At 59.8% G+C, this 20,570-nt stretch carries 20 protein-coding genes; 6 read left to right on the top strand and 14 right to left on the bottom strand.

Going from position 1 to position 20,570, the window contains the following annotated elements; translation table 11 throughout:
• Positions 1-227: 227 nt before the first annotated feature.
• On the bottom strand, positions 228-1,217 hold the full coding sequence (locus O6W96_RS18645; RefSeq protein ID WP_353464954.1) for a zinc-dependent alcohol dehydrogenase family protein: 990 nt from the start codon (positions 1,215-1,217) through the stop codon (positions 228-230).
• Positions 1,218-1,550: 333 nt separating this feature from the next.
• On the opposite strand from O6W96_RS18645, the gene O6W96_RS18650 reads away from it, so the two are divergent.
• Positions 1,551-1,946 carry a tautomerase family protein gene (locus tag O6W96_RS18650; protein WP_056678355.1) on the top strand — a complete coding sequence of 132 codons (396 nt, stop codon included), beginning with the start codon at positions 1,551-1,553 and terminating at the stop codon, positions 1,944-1,946.
• Here the strand turns inward: O6W96_RS18650 and O6W96_RS18655 are convergent.
• Positions 1,943-2,572: a TetR/AcrR family transcriptional regulator gene (locus tag O6W96_RS18655; protein ID WP_056678353.1), complete on the bottom strand. Its 630-nt coding sequence runs from the start codon at positions 2,570-2,572 to the stop codon at positions 1,943-1,945. The genes O6W96_RS18650 and O6W96_RS18655 overlap by 4 nt on opposite strands.
• A gap of 189 nt (positions 2,573-2,761) precedes the next feature.
• Between O6W96_RS18655 and O6W96_RS18660 the strand changes: the two genes are divergently transcribed.
• Positions 2,762-3,730: a zinc-dependent alcohol dehydrogenase family protein gene (locus O6W96_RS18660; protein ID WP_353470915.1), complete on the top strand. Its 969-nt coding sequence runs from the start codon at positions 2,762-2,764 to the stop codon at positions 3,728-3,730.
• A 223-nt stretch (positions 3,731-3,953) separates the two neighbouring features.
• Positions 3,954-4,241, top strand: a complete 288-nt coding sequence (locus O6W96_RS18665) for a DUF1330 domain-containing protein (RefSeq protein ID WP_056678348.1) — start codon at positions 3,954-3,956, stop codon at positions 4,239-4,241.
• A gap of 116 nt (positions 4,242-4,357) precedes the next feature.
• Here O6W96_RS18665 and O6W96_RS18670 read toward each other — a convergent pair whose 3' ends face one another.
• Positions 4,358-5,263 carry a LysR family transcriptional regulator gene (locus O6W96_RS18670; RefSeq protein ID WP_353470916.1) on the bottom strand — a complete coding sequence of 302 codons (906 nt, stop codon included), beginning with the start codon at positions 5,261-5,263 and terminating at the stop codon, positions 4,358-4,360.
• Between the two features lie 116 nt (positions 5,264-5,379).
• On the opposite strand from O6W96_RS18670, the gene O6W96_RS18675 reads away from it, so the two are divergent.
• Both O6W96_RS18675 and O6W96_RS18680 read left to right on the top strand, forming a co-directional pair.
• Positions 5,380-5,709: a nuclear transport factor 2 family protein gene (locus O6W96_RS18675; RefSeq protein WP_353470917.1), complete on the top strand. Its 330-nt coding sequence runs from the start codon at positions 5,380-5,382 to the stop codon at positions 5,707-5,709.
• A complete protein-coding gene (locus O6W96_RS18680; protein ID WP_353470918.1) occupies positions 5,706-6,479 on the top strand; it encodes an SDR family oxidoreductase in 774 nt (257 codons plus the stop codon). Before O6W96_RS18675 ends, O6W96_RS18680 begins: the two co-directional genes overlap by 4 nt.
• A 581-nt stretch (positions 6,480-7,060) precedes the next feature.
• Here the strand turns inward: O6W96_RS18680 and O6W96_RS18685 are convergent.
• The 6 genes from O6W96_RS18685 to O6W96_RS18710 form a co-directional block, all read right to left on the bottom strand.
• A complete protein-coding gene (locus tag O6W96_RS18685) occupies positions 7,061-9,628 on the bottom strand; it encodes a PAS domain-containing protein (RefSeq protein ID WP_353470919.1) in 2,568 nt (855 codons plus the stop codon).
• 506 nt (positions 9,629-10,134) lie between these two features.
• Positions 10,135-10,404 (bottom strand): hypothetical protein, encoded by a 270-nt coding sequence (locus O6W96_RS18690; protein WP_353470920.1) that lies wholly within the window; start codon positions 10,402-10,404, stop codon positions 10,135-10,137.
• A gap of 168 nt (positions 10,405-10,572) precedes the next feature.
• A complete protein-coding gene (locus O6W96_RS18695; RefSeq protein WP_353470921.1) occupies positions 10,573-12,339 on the bottom strand; it encodes an AI-2E family transporter in 1,767 nt (588 codons plus the stop codon).
• 288 nt (positions 12,340-12,627) lie between these two features.
• Entirely contained in the window at positions 12,628-13,254 is a 627-nt protein-coding gene (locus O6W96_RS18700; protein ID WP_353470922.1) for a general stress protein, read from the bottom strand.
• A 23-nt stretch (positions 13,255-13,277) separates the two neighbouring features.
• Positions 13,278-13,586, bottom strand: coding sequence for a hypothetical protein (locus O6W96_RS18705; protein WP_353470923.1), 309 nt, complete (start codon positions 13,584-13,586; stop codon positions 13,278-13,280).
• A gap of 85 nt (positions 13,587-13,671) precedes the next feature.
• Positions 13,672-13,941 carry a GlsB/YeaQ/YmgE family stress response membrane protein gene (locus O6W96_RS18710; RefSeq protein WP_353470924.1) on the bottom strand — a complete coding sequence of 90 codons (270 nt, stop codon included), beginning with the start codon at positions 13,939-13,941 and terminating at the stop codon, positions 13,672-13,674.
• 226 nt (positions 13,942-14,167) lie between these two features.
• Between O6W96_RS18710 and O6W96_RS18715 the strand changes: the two genes are divergently transcribed.
• A complete protein-coding gene (locus O6W96_RS18715; RefSeq protein WP_435372247.1) occupies positions 14,168-15,583 on the top strand; it encodes a PAS domain S-box protein in 1,416 nt (471 codons plus the stop codon).
• Between the two features lie 82 nt (positions 15,584-15,665).
• On the opposite strand, the gene O6W96_RS18720 is transcribed toward O6W96_RS18715, so the two are convergent.
• The 5 genes from O6W96_RS18720 to O6W96_RS18740 form a co-directional block, all read right to left on the bottom strand.
• Positions 15,666-15,983 carry a hypothetical protein gene (locus O6W96_RS18720; RefSeq protein ID WP_353470925.1) on the bottom strand — a complete coding sequence of 106 codons (318 nt, stop codon included), beginning with the start codon at positions 15,981-15,983 and terminating at the stop codon, positions 15,666-15,668.
• A 565-nt stretch (positions 15,984-16,548) separates the two neighbouring features.
• The gene (locus O6W96_RS18725) at positions 16,549-16,815 is read right to left on the bottom strand and encodes a metal-sensing transcriptional repressor (RefSeq protein WP_333996523.1); all 267 of its coding nucleotides are present in this window, start codon (positions 16,813-16,815) and stop codon (positions 16,549-16,551) included.
• Positions 16,816-16,834: 19 nt separating this feature from the next.
• Positions 16,835-17,965, bottom strand: a complete 1,131-nt coding sequence (locus O6W96_RS18730) for a nickel/cobalt efflux transporter (protein ID WP_353470926.1) — start codon at positions 17,963-17,965, stop codon at positions 16,835-16,837.
• A gap of 131 nt (positions 17,966-18,096) precedes the next feature.
• On the bottom strand, positions 18,097-19,494 hold the full coding sequence (gene chrA, locus O6W96_RS18735) for a chromate efflux transporter (RefSeq protein ID WP_353470927.1): 1,398 nt from the start codon (positions 19,492-19,494) through the stop codon (positions 18,097-18,099).
• On the bottom strand, positions 19,491-20,315 hold the full coding sequence (locus O6W96_RS18740) for a sulfurtransferase/chromate resistance protein (RefSeq protein WP_353470928.1): 825 nt from the start codon (positions 20,313-20,315) through the stop codon (positions 19,491-19,493). The genes chrA and O6W96_RS18740 overlap by 4 nt, the downstream gene beginning before the upstream one ends.
• Positions 20,316-20,570: the final 255 nt, after the last annotated feature.

Here is a 20,570-nt window from a genome sequence, read left to right on the forward strand (position 1 = left end):
CGACAGGGTCGTCGGTCGCGCAGCCATCCGTGACCTGTTAAAAAAGGCCGCTCGTTTTAACGAAGACGAACGGCAGAGACTAACTATTCATTTGCCCAGCAGAGCGCTCACGCTCCGGCTGGGTGAGGTCGAACGATACTACGGAGCGTAACACTCCTCTGCGGTGGCAGCTGAATGGATGCCCGGTTCCGAATAGCGCTTTAGTAGGCTCAGTGGCCGGAATCAGGTCAGAGCGTAACGACGACCTTGCCGATTTGCTCGTTGGACTCCAGGAAGCGATGAGCGTTTTGAATGTCGGCGAAAGCGAAGGCACGCGCGATCAGGGGTTTAAGGGCACCCGATACCAAACCGTCCGTGATGAACGTCTTAGCGCGCTCGAGGATGGCATCGTCGGATACCACTTCGGTGTAAAGGTATCCCTTCAACGTTAGGGACTTGCTGAGGACGGTAAGCAACGGGAACGGCGTGGGATTGGCGCTGAGCACCCCATACTCCAGCAGGATCCCGCCTCGCGCCATGCTGGCCGTCAGTGGCTCGAACGAAGGGCCGCCGACCGGGTCGAATACGACGCGAGCGCCGATCCCGTCCGTGATTTCGAGAACCCTCGCTACAAGGTCCTCTTCGTCCGTCGCTACGACATGGTCGGCGCCGGCATCTAAAAGAGCTTGGCGCTTAGCGCCGGTTCGCGTCGTTGCGATGACGGTAGCGCCGACAAGTTTAGCGACCTGGAACGCGGCAATGCCGACACTGCTGGACGCCGCCGAGATGATGACGGCCTCACCTTGGGACAGCTTTGCCTGTTCGATAAGCGCGCCCCAAGCCGTGACATAAGGCATCCAAACCGCTGCGGCCTCCTCGAAAGACAATGTCTCCGGATGCTTTACGACCAAGCGTGATTGCACGTTGACCAGTTCGCCATAGGTGCCGCCGTTAGTGATATCCTGTGAGGGAATGACGCTGACCACATCGCCGATGGCGAAACCTTCGACTGCTTCACCGACGAGCTCGATGACGCCCGAAGCTTCGTAGCCAAGGCGGCTTGGAAAGTGTGCCTCCTGTAGATAAGCGTGATTGCGGAACATCACTTCGGCACGGTTAATTCCGATCGCCTTGACCTTGATCTGAACCTCGTTGGCTGCCGGCGCCGGCACGTCTACGTCATCAATTCGGAGAACGCTGGCGTCACCGTATTCGTGAATTCGGACTACTCGGGTCATCAGGAATCTCCGTGCGCATCGCTTTAGGGAGCGCGTGCTCCAAAAACCGATAAGCGACGTTCCGCCAAGCGTCAACACAATATGGAGTCAGAACTCCATTTAGGGTTGTCATGCTGCTTCAGTTTCTTTCGGGGGCCGGGTGGCCCGTCACGTTGAGACTGATGCCAACGCTAGCGTAGGAATGTCTGGGACAAGGTCATCCTCCGCTATGATCTGGAGGCTTGGCTCCAAAACTCGTTGACGATCCTGCAAATCGCAAGCAGAGCAAGTTTGTGGAGCCTCTACTCCAAATACACACGCTTCATGTAAGCACTATGCAATGAGGATCACGTCATGCCCTTTTTTAACGTCCATGTGCCCAAGGACCTGTTTTCCCTGGATCAGCGTAAGGCCATTGCGGACGCCCTCGCGCACTCGCTTCAGGCCAGCTTCGGCCTGCCTCCCGAGGACAAGTTTGTCGTGATCAACGAGCATGCCGAAGGTTATCTGTTTCTCCATCCTACCTACGGGGACGTGGATCGCTCAGCGGGCGCGATCATCATCTCTGTGCACATCCCTGCATCGCGCCCCATGTCGCAAAAGCGAGTGTTGCTAAAAGAGATCGTCCAGCGCCTTCACGACAATGTCGGAATCAGGCCGGACGATGTGTTCGTAACTCTCATTCCCCTACCATCAGAGAACTTCTCGTTCGGGCGAGGTGTCAGTCCATTCGACAAGGGCGACGACTAGGCCCGGCCGCCTGGCCAGGCGTCAAGCGCCATGACACCAGTCTTTTCAAGCATCTCGCGATCTGCGCCGTCACGCGCACGGACCGCCATGCCCCTGAACACTGTCTCGAAGAAGTCGGCGATCTGGGCGACGTCAGTCCCCTTAGGCAGGTCGCCGTTTCGGACGCCCTCGTCGAGGCGTTCTACCATCAACGCAAGCGACCGGCCTCTGACCTCACGCATGAAGTCGCGGAGGTCGGCGCGTTCGGGGGCGTCGTGCAACCCGGCCAGTGAGATCATACAGCCCGCAGGACCGGTATCGTCAGTATACGCGGCAGCCGTAGCTATCATCAGCCGCGCGAACGCATCGCGTGCCGAGCCCTCGCCAGCGAGCGCCTTGGGGAAGAAGCCACCCGGCCCCGTGAGGTATGCACCGACCGCCTCGCGATAGAGGGCCTCCTTGTTTCCGAACGCGTTGTAGAAGCTCGAGGGGCTCAGCCCCATCGCGGTAATCAGTTCGTCGAACGTCGTGCCCTCGTAACCCCTGTCCCAAAACACGCGCATTGCCCGGTCGAGCGCCGCTGTCCGATCAAACAGACGTGGTCGTCCGCGCCCGCGAGGGGTCTGGCTCTCAACCTTAGTCGTCATCGCGTTTCTTCCTGCCTGCGACGTGAACGGACATCGCTCAGGTCTTCTAATCTGCGACCTAACATATTCGGAGCGACGGCTCCACTTTTACGTTGACTGCGGCAAATTCGCGGACCAGGGCCTGTTTATGGAGCCACCGCTCCACTAACCAACCGCTGCGGCCATGCCGCTCGATCAAGGAGTATCCTGATGAAAGCGATCCAGATTTCCGCCTTCGGCGAGCCTCGTGACGTGTTGCGCTTCACCGATCTGCCGGAGCCAGCCGCGCCCGGCGTGAACGAGGTGCTGGTCCAACTCGAGGCCTCGCCACTCAATCCCCATGACCTCTACGTGATCAAAGGCGGATTTCCCGTTCTGCCAACCGCTCCTGGGCCTGTTGGAAACGAAGGGGTTGGCCGCGTCATTGGCCTAGGCGAGGACGTCGATCATCTCGCCATCGGTGACCGCGTGCTTCTTCCAGTCTTTACCTGGCTATGGCGCGAACGGATGACCATTCCTGCAGAGGGACTGTTCGCTCTTCCCGACGCCGACCTGCATCAGTTGTCGATGCTGGGAATCAACCCGCCGACTGCGGCCCTTTTGCTCAGCGAATATACGACACTGAAACCAGGTGACTGGGTTGTCCAGAACGCCGCAAATTCGGGGGTGGGCCGATCGGTGATCGGGGTCGCGAAAGCTCGCGGTTTGAAGACGCTCAACATTGTCCGGCGTCCCGAACTCGTCGACGAATTGAAGGCCGCCGGCGCCGACGTGGTCTTGGTCGCTGGCGACGACACCAAAGCTGAGGCAGAGAGGGCGGTCGAGGGCGGTCGCATTGGTTTGGGTATCGATGCGATCGGCGGCGAGGCGATTGGCCTTATCGCCGACATCGTCTCGCCCCGCGCGGCCGTCGTCGCCTACTCCATTCTGGGCAGCGCGACGATGTCGATCCCGGCCTGGTTGCCAATCTTCAAGCAGGTGACCGTCCACGGTTTCTTCCTTGGCAACCCGGACTCCGCCGCTGCCGCTCCTGCCGCGGTCAAAGACGTCTTGCCGCTTGTCGTCAGCGGGACGTTGCACACACCGATCAGCGGCATCTACCCGCCGTCCGCAATCGTCGAAGCCGCCATCCATGCTGAGCGCGGCGGCAAGGTCATTATCGACTTCACGATTACCTAAGTGCGTTGAGCCGCCCTGCCGATGACCTGATCAACTGAGCGGCTCAATGCCTGAGCCGGAATCACTTCGTACAGATTGTCTTCAAGGGCGTCGTTCTCGAGCCGGTCATTACATGTCCGCTCAGACTCGCGCTTTCTCAAGGCTACCGGACGTCAGTCGCGAACTGGCGTTCGGGTAGCGCGGGCGGATCACCCGCAACCCTCAATCACTAGGCAAAACTCTTATGACTGCCCTTGTCCTCATCGATCTCACAGTACGTGATCTGCAGGCTATGACCCACTACGAGGGCGCTGCGATCGCCCTAGCCGCGCAGTTCGGTGGCAAACCGCTCGTCAAAGACGTCCAGCCTGAGATCATCGAGGGACACTGGTCCCCGACGTGGCTAGTCGTGCTGGAGTTTCCGAACCGCCAGGCTGTTCGCGACTTTTACGACGCGCCGGAATACCAGCCGCTAAAGGCCGTCCGACAGGCGGCAGCGACTTCAAACGGTCTGATCGTCGTCGGACAGTAGCTATGCAAGATGCACGGGTTCCGGGCTAAACTCCGCGCCGACGGCGTCATCCAGTCGATAAGCAGATAGCGGCTCCGAGAAGCCCTATTTAAGCCGCGGATATCTGCGACCGGGGGTTAGCGTCTTGTGACCGCAGCAATCTCCCGGGCGAGATCGATGAACGCTTTGAACGCGGCCGATGAATGGCGCCTGCTCGGGTAGTAGAGGCATAGCGGTGCAAGGGGCGGGGTCCAGTCTTCCAACATCTGGACAAGCCTGCCCGATGCGACATCGTCGCGGACATCCGCTTCCATGAAGAACCCAATCCCAACACCATCCAGCGCGGCAATTCGAGACAGGCTGGCCTCGTCCAATGTGATTGGGCCTTGTACATCGATCTGCATCGACTCGCCGTTCTTCGCGAAATGCCAACGATACGGCGCGCCATTGGGCAACCGCACGCGAATGCAGGCGTGCGCCAGGAGATCATGCGGCACCTGCGGCGTCTCGCGCTTCTCAAGATATGCCGGCGACGCCACGACGGAGAAGCGCCGAGGAGCGCCGAGCGGGATCGCGATCGTATCACTTGGGATCAGGTCGGCGGTGCGAATGCCAAAATCAAAGCCCTCCGCCACAACGTCGACAAGACGTCCTTCGGTGACGAGATCGATGTGAACCTGCGGGTACCGACGTATAAATTCCAGAACCAGTGGAGACAGGATTTCTCGGGCGGCGGTTGCGAAGGAATTGATGCGCAGGATACCCGACGGCGTACTCTGCTGCGATCGCGCCGTGTTCATGGCGTCTTGGATGTTTTGAACCGCCGGCGCGATCTGGCCGACAAAAGTTCTTCCGGCGTCTGTCAGCGAGACGCTGCGCGTAGTCCGATTGAGCAGACGAACGCCGAGCTGCTGCTCAAGCTTGCCGACTGCGTTGCTTAGCGCGGTTGTGGACATGCCGAGATCAACGGCAGCCGCGCGGAATGAGCCGCGATGGACAATGGCGAGGATCGCCTCCAGCTCAATCAGTCCCGACCGTGACATTGTCCCGCTTTCCGTGACGTCTCATCCCTATCTATCCTGATTATCCTACAGGCCGTCCATCCATAGTTTGGTTCGGGAGAGCGGAGCGAGCGCTTCGCTGCGAAATGGAGGACGTCATGGCCATCGATCTGTTACCTGGGATTGCGAGATACTTCGACGCGGACAGGAGACGCGATGCGGTGGCTATCGCTGAATGTTTCACCGCCGATGCGACCGTGCAGGACGAGGGACACACCTACACTGGTCGCGATGGAATCCAGGCGTGGGCCGTGGGCTATCTCGCGAAATACCTCTGCGCCACTGAGCCGTTCGCCATTACCGACAAAGGCAATAAAGCCGTCGTGACAAGCCATGTAGTTGGGAACTTCCCGGGCAGTCCCGTCGACCTGCGATACGAGTTTACGCTTGCCGATGGCGCGATTGCCGGTCTGGAGATCGCGCTGTGATTCCGTTCCTTTCGCTGGAAGGCAAGCGCGCCCTCATCACCTCAGGAACCCGTGGCGCTGGCGCTGCGACGGTTTCTCTGTTTCGTGAGCTGGGTGCTCACGTTTTGACGACTGCTCGGAGCAAGCCAGAAACACTACCTGAGGAGCTTTTCTTCGCGGCCGACCTTACCACCGTGGAGGGCTGCGCAACTCTTGCCGACGCGGTCCGCGAGCGGATGGGCGGGGTCGACATTATCGTTCACATGCTAGGCGGTTCCTCGGCGCCAGCAGGCGGGTTTGCCGCTCTTGGCGAAGAGGAATGGGCGAAGGAGCTCGACCTCAACCTGATGCCGGCCATCCGGCTCGATCGGGGGCTGGTTCCGGAAATGGTTTCGCGGGGCGCGGGGGTGGTCATCCATGTGACTTCGATCCAGCACGTTATGCCATTGCCGGAAGCGACAACCGCCTACGCCGCTGCAAAGGCGGCGCTCTCGAACTATAGCAAGAGCCTATCAAAAGAGGTGTCGCCAGCAGGGGTAAGGGTTGTGCGCGTGTCGCCTGGCTGGATTGAAACCGAGGCCTCCGTCGCACTGGCCAAACGTCTCGGCGGTGAGGACGGCGCTGAGAAGGGAAAGCAGATGATCATGGCCTCACTGGGCGGCATACCGCTCGGCCGACCAGCAACTCCTGACGAGGTGGCGAACCTGGTCGCGTTCGTCGCTTCTGATCGGGCAGGCAGCATAACCGGAACCGAATTCGTGATTGATGGCGGCACCGTCCCGACGGCGTAAGGTCGCTAAGCGGCCTGGACGCGAAGCCTTGATCGGACTGCTAGCAGAAGTCGAAAGCGGCTAATGAATGAATGGCCGAAGTTGGGAGGCGAGAAAGGGCGCCTGAATGACCGTTTGTGGGTCACACACCCGGTCGCCAAGCCTAGATTATCAGTATAACACTCAGCCGTGAACACGGTTCAAGGATACCATTGACATAATTGAGCACTTCGTACCTGACGCCTATGGTCTACTCATTTTGGCTCCAGAGATCGCACTTGCCAGTGGCTGGCTTGGCGGCGACAGGGTTGTCGGTCGCGCAGCCATCCGAGACCTGTTAGTTAAGGCTGATCGGTTTAACGAAGATGAACGGCAGAGACTAACCATCCATTTGCCCGGGAGAGAACTCACGCTAAGGTTGAGTGAGATCGAACGGTCTTACGAAGCCAAACACCGACTCGAGGCATCCACCTCTGGCTAAAAGTTTATTCAGCTGAGCCATCGAAATCAGGTCAAATACATGCCCGGTGGCCCCAAAGACGGCGATGGCAAGGTCAATATAACTGTAACGCATCAGCGCATGAGACCGCACCGGAGCGGTTTTAGGGGGCGATCAGTTCTTTGATGCGCGAGGCCAGTGTCTCCATAGCGAACGGCTTTGTGATGACGTGCATGCCCGGTTCGAGGTGCCCGTGATTCAACACCGCGCTTTCTGCGTAGCCGGTGATGAATAGCACCTTGAGATCAGGTCGGCTGGAGCGAAGCGCGTCCGCGAGTTGACGGCCGTTCATGCCTGGCAAGCCAACATCGGTGACGAGCAGGTCGATATGCCGCTCAGGTGTCATCATGCTCAGCGCGGAGGGGCCATCAGATGCTTCAAGCGCGGCGTAGCCAAGGTCAACGAGCGTTTCTGTGACGAGCATTCGTACTGTTGCTTCATCGTCCACCACGAGTACCGTCTCGCCACCTACCGCCCGGGGCGCGTCAGAAAGCGAAGCAGGCAATCCTTCCTCTGTAGGTGTCTGCTCGCTGCGCGGCAGGTAGATCACGACTGTTGTGCCGGCCCCCACGCTGGAATGAATGCGGACCTGTCCACCTGACTGACGAGCAAAGCCGTAGATCATCGAAAGGCCGAGGCCTGTGCCACTACCGATCGGCTTGGTAGTAAAAAACGGCTCGAATGCCTTGGCGATCGTGTCGGGCATCATCCCAGTGCCGGTGTCACTGACTGAAAGGCATACATACGGGCCGGGTTCGATATCCCGCTCACGCCCGGCGCGTGCGTCTACATTGCGGTCCCGCGTCTCGATCATGATCCGTCCGCCATCAGGCATGGCGTCTCGGGCATTGATGCACAGATTGAGCAACGCGTTTTCGAGCTGGCTTGGATCAACCAGTGTGGAGCCGAGATTTGGCGCCAGTGACGTTTCTACGACAACTGACGGCCCGACGGTGCGTTGTATAAGCTCCTCCATGCCGGTTACGAGGGTGTTCGTGTCCGTTGGACGAGGATCGAGTGTCTGGCGGCGACTGAAGGCAAGTAGCCGGTGCGTGAGCGCGGCAGCCCGACGGGCGGCGCCCTGGGCTGCATCTACGTAGCGATCGACATCCGCTTCTCGCCCCTGCGCGAGGCGAAGCTGGATCATCTCCAGGCTGCCGCTGATGCCGGTCAGGAGGTTGTTGAAGTCATGCGCTATGCCGCCAGTCAGCTGGCCGACCGCTTCCATCTTTTGCGACTGGCGCAAGGCATCCTCGGCGGACATCAACTCAGCCGTTCGCTGGACGACCTGCTGCTCGAGCGAAGCCGCTAGATCGGCCAGTTCACGTTCAGCGCGACGACGCTCAGTCGCATCTCGGGTTCGCACCGCCACTTCGCGCACGAAGTCGAGGTCCTCGGTCGACCAATGCCGGGCTCCTTTGTGGTTCAGGTAAAGCAAAGCGACCAGCCCGCCCTGCTCGGTCAGCGGCATGTTGATGAACGAGCGGGCGCTAATTGCTTCCAGCACAGCGGATGTTGAAGCTGTGCGCGGATCGAGGCGGGAATCTTCTACGATTACGGTATCGCCGCGTTTAAGATCCTCGATGTAAGATCCATAATCGCGAAAAAGGAGCGTTCCGGCGAGCGTGGTAACGCCAGGGGCATTCCAATCCCGTTCGATGATGATCGTCTCATCGGTGCGGTTGACCAAGCCATAACCGGCACGGCTGACGCCCAACGTTTCACCCAAAATTGCGGCCGCAAGATACGAGATGTCGGCGGCATCATTGAGGTCGCGAAGGTGGTCGTTGAGGCGGACCAACGCCTCTCGCTTCATCTCCGCCCGTTTCGCGTTGGTAACGTCCATCGATACGCCAGCTACCCTCACCAAACGCCCTTCCGCGTCATAGAAAGGCTGCCCCCGCGTCGATATCCAGCGCATGCTGCCGTCCGGGCAGAAAATCCGATAATCCTCGCGGCGATCACGGCCACGGTCACCGCCTCTTTCCATGCCTTCGATCGCGCGCTCGCGATCGTCCGGATGGATGGCGGCGATCCGGTCCTCATACGTGAACGGCCTGTCGGGGCGACGACCGAACAACGCCTTGCATTCTTCCGATGCGGTCAGCGTTCGGCTGGCAAGCTCGAAACTCCAGGTGCCGAACCCGCCAGCTCGCAGCGCCAAAGCCAACTCGCGCTCACGTTCCTGCTGAGTACGCAGCCGGCTGGTGACCTCCGCCATCAACGCGGCGTTGTCACGCTCGAGGCCCGTCAACCGCTCGCGTTCGATCGTCACGTCAACTTGGCTAGCAAAGAAATAGGCTAGCTTCTGATCGGCATCGAATACCGGAGCCATCAGCAACCGGTTCCAGAACGGCTCGCCCTCCTTTCGGTAATTCCGGATGTCGACCTCAATGGGCTTCATCTGCTCAACGGCGTCGTGCAAGGCCTTGCGTGTTACCGGATCGGTGTCCGCCCCTTGTAGGAACCGGCAATTGTGTCCGACAATTTCCTCGCGCTCATAACCAGTCAAACGGCAGAACGCGTCATTGGCGAAGACCACGGGATTGTCTGGAAGCCGCGGATTGGTGATGATCATCGGCATGCGTGTCGCGTGAACTGCCGCGACAAATGGGTCGGTATGACGGTCGACGCCGGCTACCTGGCTTGCGATCCGCTCGTCGTCCGCCACGCTCTGACCAGAACGATCTCCAGTGTCATATAGGTCAGGCACAGCCACCCCTTAGTCGGGCGCTCCGCCCTCTTGGAAAATATGGTCTAGACCAACCAGTTCAGCGGGTAAGCCCCTTTTCGACCTGATCCTGAACAACAATCGTTGAGCTGGGAGTATCGGTAAGTGACGCTGCTGGACCATGACGTAACGCCCGGGGTCGCCCTGACAAACCACGGCGATATGGGGCGGTGAGGCTTGCCCGTGGTTGGGCCAGGACAAATAGGGTTATTTGAATGGACGCTCTCTAGTGAAAAGCGGAGAGGTCGATACGAGCGACGGCTTATTGATTCCGCCTAGCCGAGTAACTGCGATACTTTGGTCGGAGGCAAAGGGTCGATGAGCAGTCGCCGTTGCGATCTCATGGGGTTTCGCGCTACGATAGATAGCAAAAGGGCACCCAAGTTGCCTCGGATGCCCTCCCAGTTCGAGCTGTGCTTGGGAGCGGCCCGTTCTGTCTCGCTAAACTAAATACCGTTCGACAGGTTCGTGTCGGGATCGTTCGTCCGCATGTCCTCGGCCTGATCCTGGCCAGTTGCCCGGACGGCGTCGGCCTTGTTCTCGAGGCTGGCTTCTGCGGCGTCGTTGCCGACGTTATCTGCGGCGTCTTCCAGATTGTCCGCAACGGCCTCCGTGTTGGACTCGATATTATCGGCTGCCTGCTCGGTTGGGCTGGAGTTGCATGCGGACAGCGAGACGAGCCCCGCCGCCATCGCGATAACGAATGCCTTCTTCATGTAAAGTCCCCTGTCTACTGAGTAACGAATGGATTAAATGGTTGTTGCTGCTATCAGTTCCACGTTAAATACCGCAGTCAACGTTACAAGTCTAAGATTTTGGCCTTCCAAGTCTGGTCATCCATTACGTTGCCCTATGGGACACCATTGTGACTACCCGACAGATGCTCACCCCCTAGTACTAATCGCGCTGCAAAGGGCGCCGATCGACGCGACAAAATCTCTTTCCGCCTGTTGTATGACCTGACCTTCGACCCGCACAACGCCTACCATAATGGTCGCACCGGTGGTCTCGGTTTCCAGCTTCGCAATCACCGGCTGCATTCGTCGGAAGCTCCGATCATCAAACAGGCCAAGGATGCAGATGAAGTTTGCCTTGGCCGCTACAGGGGTGACTGTGCCATCCCGCCCGTTCATGCGCTGCTGTTCCTGCACTTGGTATCCACAGCGGCGCAGTAATTGTGCCGCCATTCGCGCCACCGCCGCGTCCAGTGGGCCGCGTCCCGGCACGCACAACACGACGCTACCATTTCCGCCGTTGGCGATCTCGGATCCGCGCCATACGGGAGCGTCGATCCCATCAGAAAGGCTAGAGGTGGCCACCGGGTCAGGGTGGTGCTCTAACGCCTCCAGCACTTCGAGTGTGGTCTCGCATATAGCCCGAAGCGCGGTGCGTTCCACGGCACCACGGTCGACATCGGCAACTGCAAGCCGCAGGCCGCCAAGTATGACCTCGTCATAATAGGCAGCGAGCGACAGCGTATCGAGATGAGTTTCGGCTTGCTCGATGGCCTCTTCGGGATGACCTGCGAGCACGCGTTGGTAGAAGGTCTCGGCCGGCGAGAGCGGGGGGCGGTCGCCGAACACGACGTCGAAGATTTCGAAAGCCGGAATGTAACGACCGAGCACGACGAGCATCAGCGTTAGCGGCATCGATAGCACCAGACCGAGCGGTCCCCAGATCCACGTCCAGAACAGTGCCGCGACGACGACTGACACCGGTGAGAGGCCAGTTGAGTGGCCGTAGAGCAGGGGCTCGACCACATAGCCGACGAGGGGCTCCACGATCAGGAACAGCAAGGCGACATAGCCGACCATCAGCCAGCCTGGGTCGACGGCCGCAGCCAATGCCAGGGGGCCGACCCCTGCAACCAGCACGCCCACATAGGGAATGAAACGAAGTAGTCCTGCCAACACGCCCCAAAGACCTGGCGATGGTACGCCGATTAGGAACAGACCGCCCCAGATCACAGCGCCGAACCCGACATTGACGACGAACTGCGATAGGAAATATCGACTGAGCCGCTTTGCGCCCTCATCGAGCGCTACAGTCGTCCGGTGGAGATCGGCAGTACCCATAAGGCGGATCAGACGATCACGTAGATCCTCCTTCTGAAAAAGGATGAAGATCGCAACGATGAGAACGATCAGCGTCGTTTCAACAGGTGCCAGCGCAGGTAAGACATAGCTGCGGATCTCGTCCATCGCGCTTGCTGGCGGTGCCCGGATCTCCACGGGGATCGCGGCGTCGTCTCGCGGCCGGGCCATGGACGCTGTGCCTGCTCGGCGCGCATTTTGGGCGTTCTGGCGGCTACCGCCCCCATTCGTCTGCAGTATCGAGCCAAAGCGGTCGTGGAGTGCGATGCGGACTACGGCCGCTTTCGCAGTGATACGCTCCGCGTACGCAGGCGCGTCCTTCGTCAGCGTCGCTGCCTGACTAACGAGGATGGCGCTAGTCACGCCGATCGTGCCCAGTGCCATCAGTATCGCAAGGAGTACGGCCGGGGCTCGGGGCACGCGCAATCGGCGGAAGCCGGCGACGATCGGCGCCAGCAGGAAAGACAGCAGAATGGCAAGGATGATGGGCAGCAGGACCGATCGACCCGCGTAAAGTGCAAACGTGACGATCGAGGCGATGATCCAGGGCGCCGTCACGTCAATCGCGCGATGCGACTTCCATGTCCCATGGGCTCGTCGAACAGTAGTTGGCGTATTCCCTACGGTCACCGGTGCGCTTTCATCAGAGGCTTCAGCAAGCTCCCCTCGCGGCTACCCCTTTTGGATTAAGAATGTCGCCTCAGGCCGTTGTCTTACGACTGCTCGGTCGGGAGCAGTCGACATGCGGCGGTTCACGCGTGGGCGTTCATCGGACTGCAGATTGCGTGACGTGTTTGGCGCATTAAAGAAGGGGCGGCCCCTTCAAGGGACGGGCCGCCCACTCAATCAGATCCTCGGCGTGGTGCCGTACCGGTTGCGCTCGGTCACGACCTCGTCGTCGGTGTAGGCAGGAGCCTTGTCGTCGAACCCGTTCCAGCCGGACTGACGATACGCCGAACCGCGCTCGGCAGCGTCCACCGACTTGTTGCGCTGCAAGACGGCTTCTGCCTCCATCGCGAGCGTATCGTCGACACGCGCGCTGACAAGGGTACCGCCGCGACGTACGCCTTCCGAATAGACGTTTGCTTCCTCATCCGTGTGGCCGGCTTCCTTCAAGGCGCCAACGATCCCACCCGTTGCGGCGCCGCCCGCTGCGCCGATGCCGGCGCCGACTGCCGTGGAAGCGAGCCAGCCAGCCGCGACGATCGGACCTAGGCCCGGGATTGCAAGCAGGCCAAGACCGGCGAGCAAACCGCCGACGCCACCTAGAACCGCACCAGTCGAGGCACCGCGCGACACGTCGCCATCATCGTTGACGTCGTCGATGCCGGTGGTGCCGTCATGATCTCCGTGATCACGCTTGTTAGCCATGATGCTGAGATCGTCGCGCGGTATGCCCAGGCGTTCGAGCTCGCTTACCGCATTGTTCGCGTCGGAATAGCTGTCGAACAGTCGCGTGATGGTCTTCGTCATAGTATCTCTCCTAGTATCGTTATTCAGCGGCTCGTGACGTTGCCTTTGTAGTCCAGACCGACATGAACCTTCTTGCCGCGGTGCATTGCAGTCCCCTGCCAGACGCCGTTGTCGTCCTTCGCCAGCTTCGACACGCCCGAGTAGCCGGCCTTGGCCATCCGACCACGTGCCTGCGCCTCGGTGAACGAATTGCGACCGTCCGCCGGTGCGGCGACGTGGCCGACCGAGTTGTCCTTGACCGCTGGGTTGTGGGATCCGGCATGACCCGTTTGCGCCATTGCGCCGGTCGTAAGCAGGGCTGCGGCGCCCATGCCGATGATAAAGTGCTTCATGATGTTTCTCCTGGGAGATGATGCCGGCTTCGCCGCGCGCCACCGAATGATGCGGCGGGCCGAACAGAGCCCGCCGCATAGTCAGTCAGCGGACAGAACCGCGACGAACAAGGTTCACGATCGCGAGCAGAACGATGGCACCGACCAGTGAGATCAGGATCGACTGGATGTTGATCGCGCCGTCCATGATCGAGGCACCGCCGATAAGCGGGGTGATGATGAAACCGGCAAGCAGTGCGCCGACGATGCCAACAACGACGTTGAGAATAACGCCCTGCTGTCCATCGGTCCGCATGATCATACTGGCTACCCAGCCAATGATGCCGCCGACGACGAGAAGAATGATAAGGTTCATGTTGCAGCCTCCCTTTTGACCAGTGTGCGGCGATTAACCGTATCCCCAAAGCAATGTTCCGGTTTTTCCATTTTTACCACGCCGAGACATAGTACTCCTGCATCAACCCCGCTGGTGCATAACTGATACATCAGGTGGAACTTGCAAGCCCTCGCCGCGCTTCACTCAGAGATCGGCCACTCACAGCACTATCCCGAGCCCATCAATCCACCATCTCGAGCAGTTGATGGAGAGCCTGCTCGAAGGCGTCATCCTGATGGACCCGGCGGGGATCATTCTTGGCGCGAACGCTGCTGCGCTGACGATGCACGGCATTGCCAAGGTGGAGGAACTGGGCGAGACCGCGGAGCAGTATGTCCAGCGCTTCTGCCTGCGCTACCGCGACCATCGTCGCCTTACCCACCGCGAGTATCCGCTGATGCGGCTCTTGGCGGGAGAGGCTTTCCCCGATCTGATCGTCGAAGTCGCGCCGCTGGGCACAAATACGCCGCGTTGGGTCCACCAGGTTCGCGACGTCGCAATGGATGACGACGGGGGCGAACCCGACTGCCTGGCGCTCGTCATTCACGACGTATCCGAACGCTTCGATGCCGAAGATCGGTTCGAGGCCATGTTTCAAGCGAACCCTGCACCAGCCCTTATCGTGCGTGTATCTGACCAACGCTACGTCCGGATAAACCAGGGCTTCATCGACTTGAGCGGGTATGGGCGGGGTGATCTGGTCGGACGCACTTTGTTCGAGGTCGATCTGTTTTCCCAGGTCGATCGCCGCGACTTTGTTCGGGAATGTGTCGCAGCTGGTGCCGTGGTGCCGCAGGTAGAGGCCGAACTGCCTCTAGCGGGCGGTGACACGAAGCTTGTCATTCTCGCCGGTCAGCCAATCGAGGTCGGGAACGATCCGTGTCTGCTATTCACGTTCGCCGATCTCGAACCCCGGCGTCGCGCGGAACGCGCGCTTGAGACGAACGAACGCCACTTCGCCACAGTGTTCGACATGGCGCCTGTCGCGATGGTGATCACGACCGGTGAGGATCACCGGATCATAAACGTCAACGACGCATTCCGACGTCTCACGGGATATTCAGGGCACGACGCGATAGGCCGGGTGGCAGACGATCTGCAGCTTTGGAACGACGGCGAGCAACGCCAGGGTCTCGAAGATGAGATACGTCGGCGTGGCGGGTTTCGCGGTCACGATGTTCGAGTCATTCGAAAGGACGGCAACCCAGTCGACTGCATCGCCTCCGCCGAACGCATCAGCGTTCGCAGCGATGAATGCGTCCTCTGGCTCTATCAGGACATCTCCGCACGCAGACGCGGGGAGTTGGAACTGGTCGAGGCCATCGAGGCGGTGATGAAGGATGCCAACTGGCTCAGCCGCTCGATCATGGACAAGCTGGCCACGCTGCGAAATCCGCGAGGGGAAAATCCGGCCAACTTATCGACAGCGGAGATCAGCCCACGCGAACGCGAAGTGCTCGAGTTGATATGCCAAGGGCTTGAGGACAGCGCTATCGCCGAAAAGCTAGGGCTTTCTCGAAACACCGTCCGCAACCACGTCGCGCGGCTGTACGGCAAAATCGGCGTGAACCGCCGCAGCGCGGCAGTCGTTTGGGCGCGAGAACGGGGGGTGGGCGGCTGACCGGTGGATGTGCTTTGTTGAATAATAGGTAAGTATCTTGATAAGGCCCTGCCCGAAGGCAGGGCCATAAAGTAGCTAGCCTTTACTTCTCGCCGTTGTCCTTAACGCCAACCGTCGGGACGTCGATCGTCTTTGTTTCAGTCTCGACCTTTGGCACTTCCACCTTGGTCTTCGAGGTTCCAACGACGACTTCCTTCGAATCCATGTCGACCTTGGGCAGCGCGCCTCCCTTGACCGAAACCTGTGGTAGCGCGCCGTCCTTGGTAACGTTCGCGCTCCAAAAGCCCGTGGCGAACAGAAGGCCAACGATCACGGCGATCACAACCAGCACAATTGCGATCGTCGCTCCACCGCTACGGCGCTTTTCCCGGATCGGCTCACCGCTTCGATAATCAGACATACTACTCTCCCTGTCTTTATGACGGGTAAGTAACGATGGTGTATGTCTCTAGTTCCAATCGTTGCATTACCCGAACAAGAAATCATTAAATCCGCGAAAACCAAAAACGTTTTACGTCATGTCGTCTTGGTCATTAAGGATTTGTCGTACGCATAACATGCGGGTCACAACCTGATCGAATCAGCAGTCGGCTCTATTCCACCTTGCCAAACCTGGGATTTGGTAGACGGCCGACCCATTTATGTATCGCTAAGTGCAGCTTGGGTAATGATTTTGCTGGGGCGGATAGTGCCAAGGCCGACTTGTCTAAGTCGTTTTTCGAACCTGCATGTCTTTGTGCGTCCGGCCTCACAGGTGGAACATGACTCAGTATCAGCATGAGACGAGTCATATCCGGACTGATATCGTCGATCTCGTTGCCAAAGCAGCCTTCGAGATCGGACCCGAGCGCTTGAAGGCGGTCATCGTCATATCCGCCCTCGGTTCCCATGCCCGTCTCATCCCATTGCTGTCGTGCGGTACGCGCAGGAGATATAAGATTTGATTTACGTTACAGCTGTTTACCTTATAAATACTTTGCAAGGTCGGTGAGGCGTGACAGCTTCTGTCGAGCCTCACGTGACAAAGGTCCTACGACGTCTTCCAGATGATGCTCGATATGGTCGGCCACGAGAAGCGTCTTCGTTTTGTCGAGTGCGCTCACAACGGCCTGGAGCTGCTGTGCTGTTTCAAGGCCGTCGCGGCTTTCCTCAATCATCTTGATGATCGTCGCCAGATGGCCCTGCGCCCGCTTGAGGCGGTTGAGTAGATCGGGGTTAGAAGCATGGCTCACGGTAGTTCCGATCCAAAGTTCAGGGCGTTGGCAGGTGCATCCATCCGCTAATACCGAGGTACAGCCCGATCACCATAATAACGGCCCCTGAGATATAGGGCGCCTTGCGGACGATCTCGCCAAACCCATTAAACCGCTTGGATACGTGCTTCACGCTCATGGCGGCGATCACGCCCGACGTAACCATCGTCAGCGCAAGCCCGATACTGAAGCATAGCACCAACGCGGCGCCCAGCGTGAACGCCTTCAACTGCAGGCAAAGCAACAGGACCGTAATAGCTCCCGGGCAGGGGATAAGTCCTCCGGTTAATCCGAAGATGACGATCTGGGCGGTCGTAACTTCGCGGTCCGAAAAGCGCCGGCGGATGTCATTGGCATGCGCGAGCTCGTGCGCGTCTTGATAGCCGGCGGTCTCGTTCAGGCCGGCTAGCTCTTCGTGAATATGGTTATGCCCGTGATCGTGTTCGGTGAACGCGACATCGTAGCTGTGCGCGTGGCCACCATGCGCCAGGCCAAGGCGCGCGATGAACTCGTGAGGCTCCGGTATCTCTTCGCGAGACTCCAGATAGCCCGCTTGTTGTGTAAAGCTGTAGGCATGGCGGGTGCCGTCAGGACGTTCCGTTTCAATCGCCACGTCACTAGCAGGCCAAGTATCGCCACGCTCGGTTGTGAGGCGGAACCGGGGCGGCACGCCGTCCTCGAAAACGTCCAGTCGCAAGATGCCGTGGCCGGTGTCGATCCGAGTTGAGGTATCATGCCCGTGATCGGCATGACAATGATCGTGATCGTTCAGGGCAGACAAGCTTTGCTCGTGACGCGTTCGCCACAGCATCCACCCGCCCATGCCGATAATGATGGCGGCCGACGCAACCTGCAAATAGGGTTCAATCGTCTCAGGAGCGAGGCCGCGCCAGAGGTACATTCCGCCTAGCGCGATCACCCATACGATGGCCGTATGGGAGAGCGTCGCACAAAGGCCAAGCAACACTGCCTGCTTCACCGTGCCGCGCACCGCAATGATGAAAGCCGCCATCATTGTTTTGGAATGGCCGGGTTCGAGCCCGTGAAGCGCGCCCAGCAGGATCGCTGTGGGAACGAACAGCCAGGCGTGCGTCGTGCCTTGCGCGAGGAGATCTGAAAGAGACGTCATAGAACATCCTATCCCCTAGGGGGGGATGCGTCCAGCGTGGTGATGACCGAAAAGAGTTCGATTTCTCCAACGTAATCAAGTTGATTGCCGGCGTACCCGATCAACATTTGCCATTCTCAAGCGAAGCGCTTTCAGGCGACCAGACCGAGAAAGTGAAGGACGATCCCGGCAGCCGAGGTCGCAAGCAGCGTGACGATAACGTTAGCGCGCAGAACGAACACTGCCACCGCCGCCCCTACGGCGAGCGACGCTGCCCACGGATCGATGCTGGCAAGTATCGGCGCATCGAAGAGCACAGGCCCAATCGCCACTACCGCCGTCTCGCGAAACAAGGTGTGCAGCGCGAACCAGACCGCGAGGTTCAGGACCACACCGACCACCGCGGCGGTAATCGCTGACAGGGCAGCGGCGACCGCGGCGTTTCCGCGCAGGCGTTCGATAAAGGGGGCGCCAAGGAAGATCCAAAGGAAGCAGGGTACGAACGTCACCCACGTCGCGAGAAGCCCGCCCAGCGTCCCCGCCAACAGCGGCGAGAGCGTACCCGGCGCGCGGTAGGCGCCCAGGAAGCCGACAAACTGCAGGACCATGATCAGCGGCCCCGGCGTGGTCTCTGCCATGCCGAGCCCATCGAGCATCTCTTTCAGCCCGAGCCAGCCATAGTTCTCGACAGCCTGCTGCGCGACATAGGCGAGGACCGCATAGGCCCCGCCAAACGTCACCATTGCCATTGTCGAGAAGAAGGTCGCGATGCGGCTGAACACGTCGTCGGGGCCGAGTGCGATGAGCAACGCCGCCACCGGCAGCAGCCATAAGGCAAGCCAGACCAGTGCGGTCCGTACTGTCTCTCGCCAAGTCGGCCGGGCATGTGCGGGCAAGTCTTCGCCAAGCAGCGTATCGGCATCGGCGACGGTCGCCCCCTTGGACGCGCCATGTCCGCCGCCTCGAAACGCCGTATGGCCCTGGCGACCGGACCACCATCCGATCAGGCCGGCGCCGAGCACGATGAGGGGAAACGGCGCGCCAAGAAAGAAGATCAGGATGAACGCGAGAGCGGCAAGTAACCGGGAAGCCGTTGATTTCAACGCGCGTCCGCCGATCCGAACCACCGCTTGTAGCACGACGGCCAGAACCGTCGCTTTCAGGCCGAAGAATAGCGCGGAGACGATGCCGACCCGTCCATAGAGGACGTAGACCCAGCTTAGCGCCATGATCGCGAATGCGCCGGGAATGACGAACAGGACACCGGCAACGATACCGCCCTTCGTCTTGTGCATCAGCCAGCCGATGTACGTGGCAAGCTGCTGCGCTTCCGGTCCCGGCAACAGCATGCAGTAGTTCAGCGCATGCAGGAACCGCTGCTCGCCAATCCACCGTTTCTCATCGACGAGGATGCGGTGCATCACGGCAATCTGTCCGGCCGGGCCTCCGAACGACAGCATGGCAATGCGCAACCAGACCCAGAAAGCCTGACGAAGCGTCACCGGTTCGGGGCGGGCTGGCAAAGCGGCTTCCATCGTCGCCGCGCTCATAGCTGCACCTTGGCGCGCGCAGGCTGGTGTGATGTCCAATTATGCTTTTCGCTCTGTGCGTCGCGGCACCAGCGGTAAAGCGCGTCATAGATCGTCATGCCGGCTTCGAGCTGTTCGTGATCGTCGCTGTAGATGCGGGATAGGCCGAGCGAGATCGCCAGCAGGCCAGCGGCTTCCGGCGCTACGTCGGGGCGATCGGTATCCGCACCGCGGACGATCGATGCCAGCCTTACCAGTGGTTCATGCATGCCAAGGCCAAAGGCCTCCACCATCATGTCGAAGGTGCAGCGTTCGCCGCGATGGCTCCAGAACACGCCCTCATCGACAACGTCGAAGGGCTCGGCGCTCTGCTGTTCGGCAACGGCCAACACTTCCCCCGGTGCTACGAACAGGAAGCGCGCGTCCGGATCGACGAAGCGGCGGATCAACCACGGGCAAGCGATACGATCGACTTTGGGTCGGGCGCGGGTGACCCACCAGGTTCGCCCGTCTGCGTGACGTTCCGGCAAATGAGCCAGTGATACCGTCGGCAATCTGGCCGCCGTCCAGGCGGCAAACCCGCCTTCGAGCACTTCGGCCGGTTTGCCATCGCTTCGCAAGATCGCTGCAGCCGACACGGCTTTGCCTCTGCCATCTGCGTCCACGACAACCATGGTACGCCCACTGTCATCGATCCAGCGGCTCGGATCGTCATCAACGCGGAAAAGAGAGCCGGGTATTGCTTCGGGCGGGGTATCGCGAAGGTCGATGATGCGCGGAGATCCAGGCAGCGCAACGAGGCGGGATAGCTTATCTGGAGTAATAGCGTTGTGAGCAGGCATGACGCGTCCTTGGCATGTTGAGCTGGACGCGATTCTTCAGCTGACGCCTCGTGGGGAGATCGCGATCCCCATGCCTGTAATCAGCCATGCCGTGCAGCACTTGTCAATCGCAGGTGCGCCGTCTGGTTCAGACACGCGGCTAACGATCGTCATCTGTCCTTCCGTAAGCAGACGGTTCCATCTCCTCTGCATCACGACGTTTCATGCTGGAAAATCGGACGTTGATAGCGGTCCGCGCGAAGATGAATGAGTGTC

Source organism: Sphingomonas faeni, assembly GCF_040407495.1.
GTDB classification, from domain to species: domain Bacteria; phylum Pseudomonadota; class Alphaproteobacteria; order Sphingomonadales; family Sphingomonadaceae; genus Sphingomonas; species Sphingomonas faeni_D.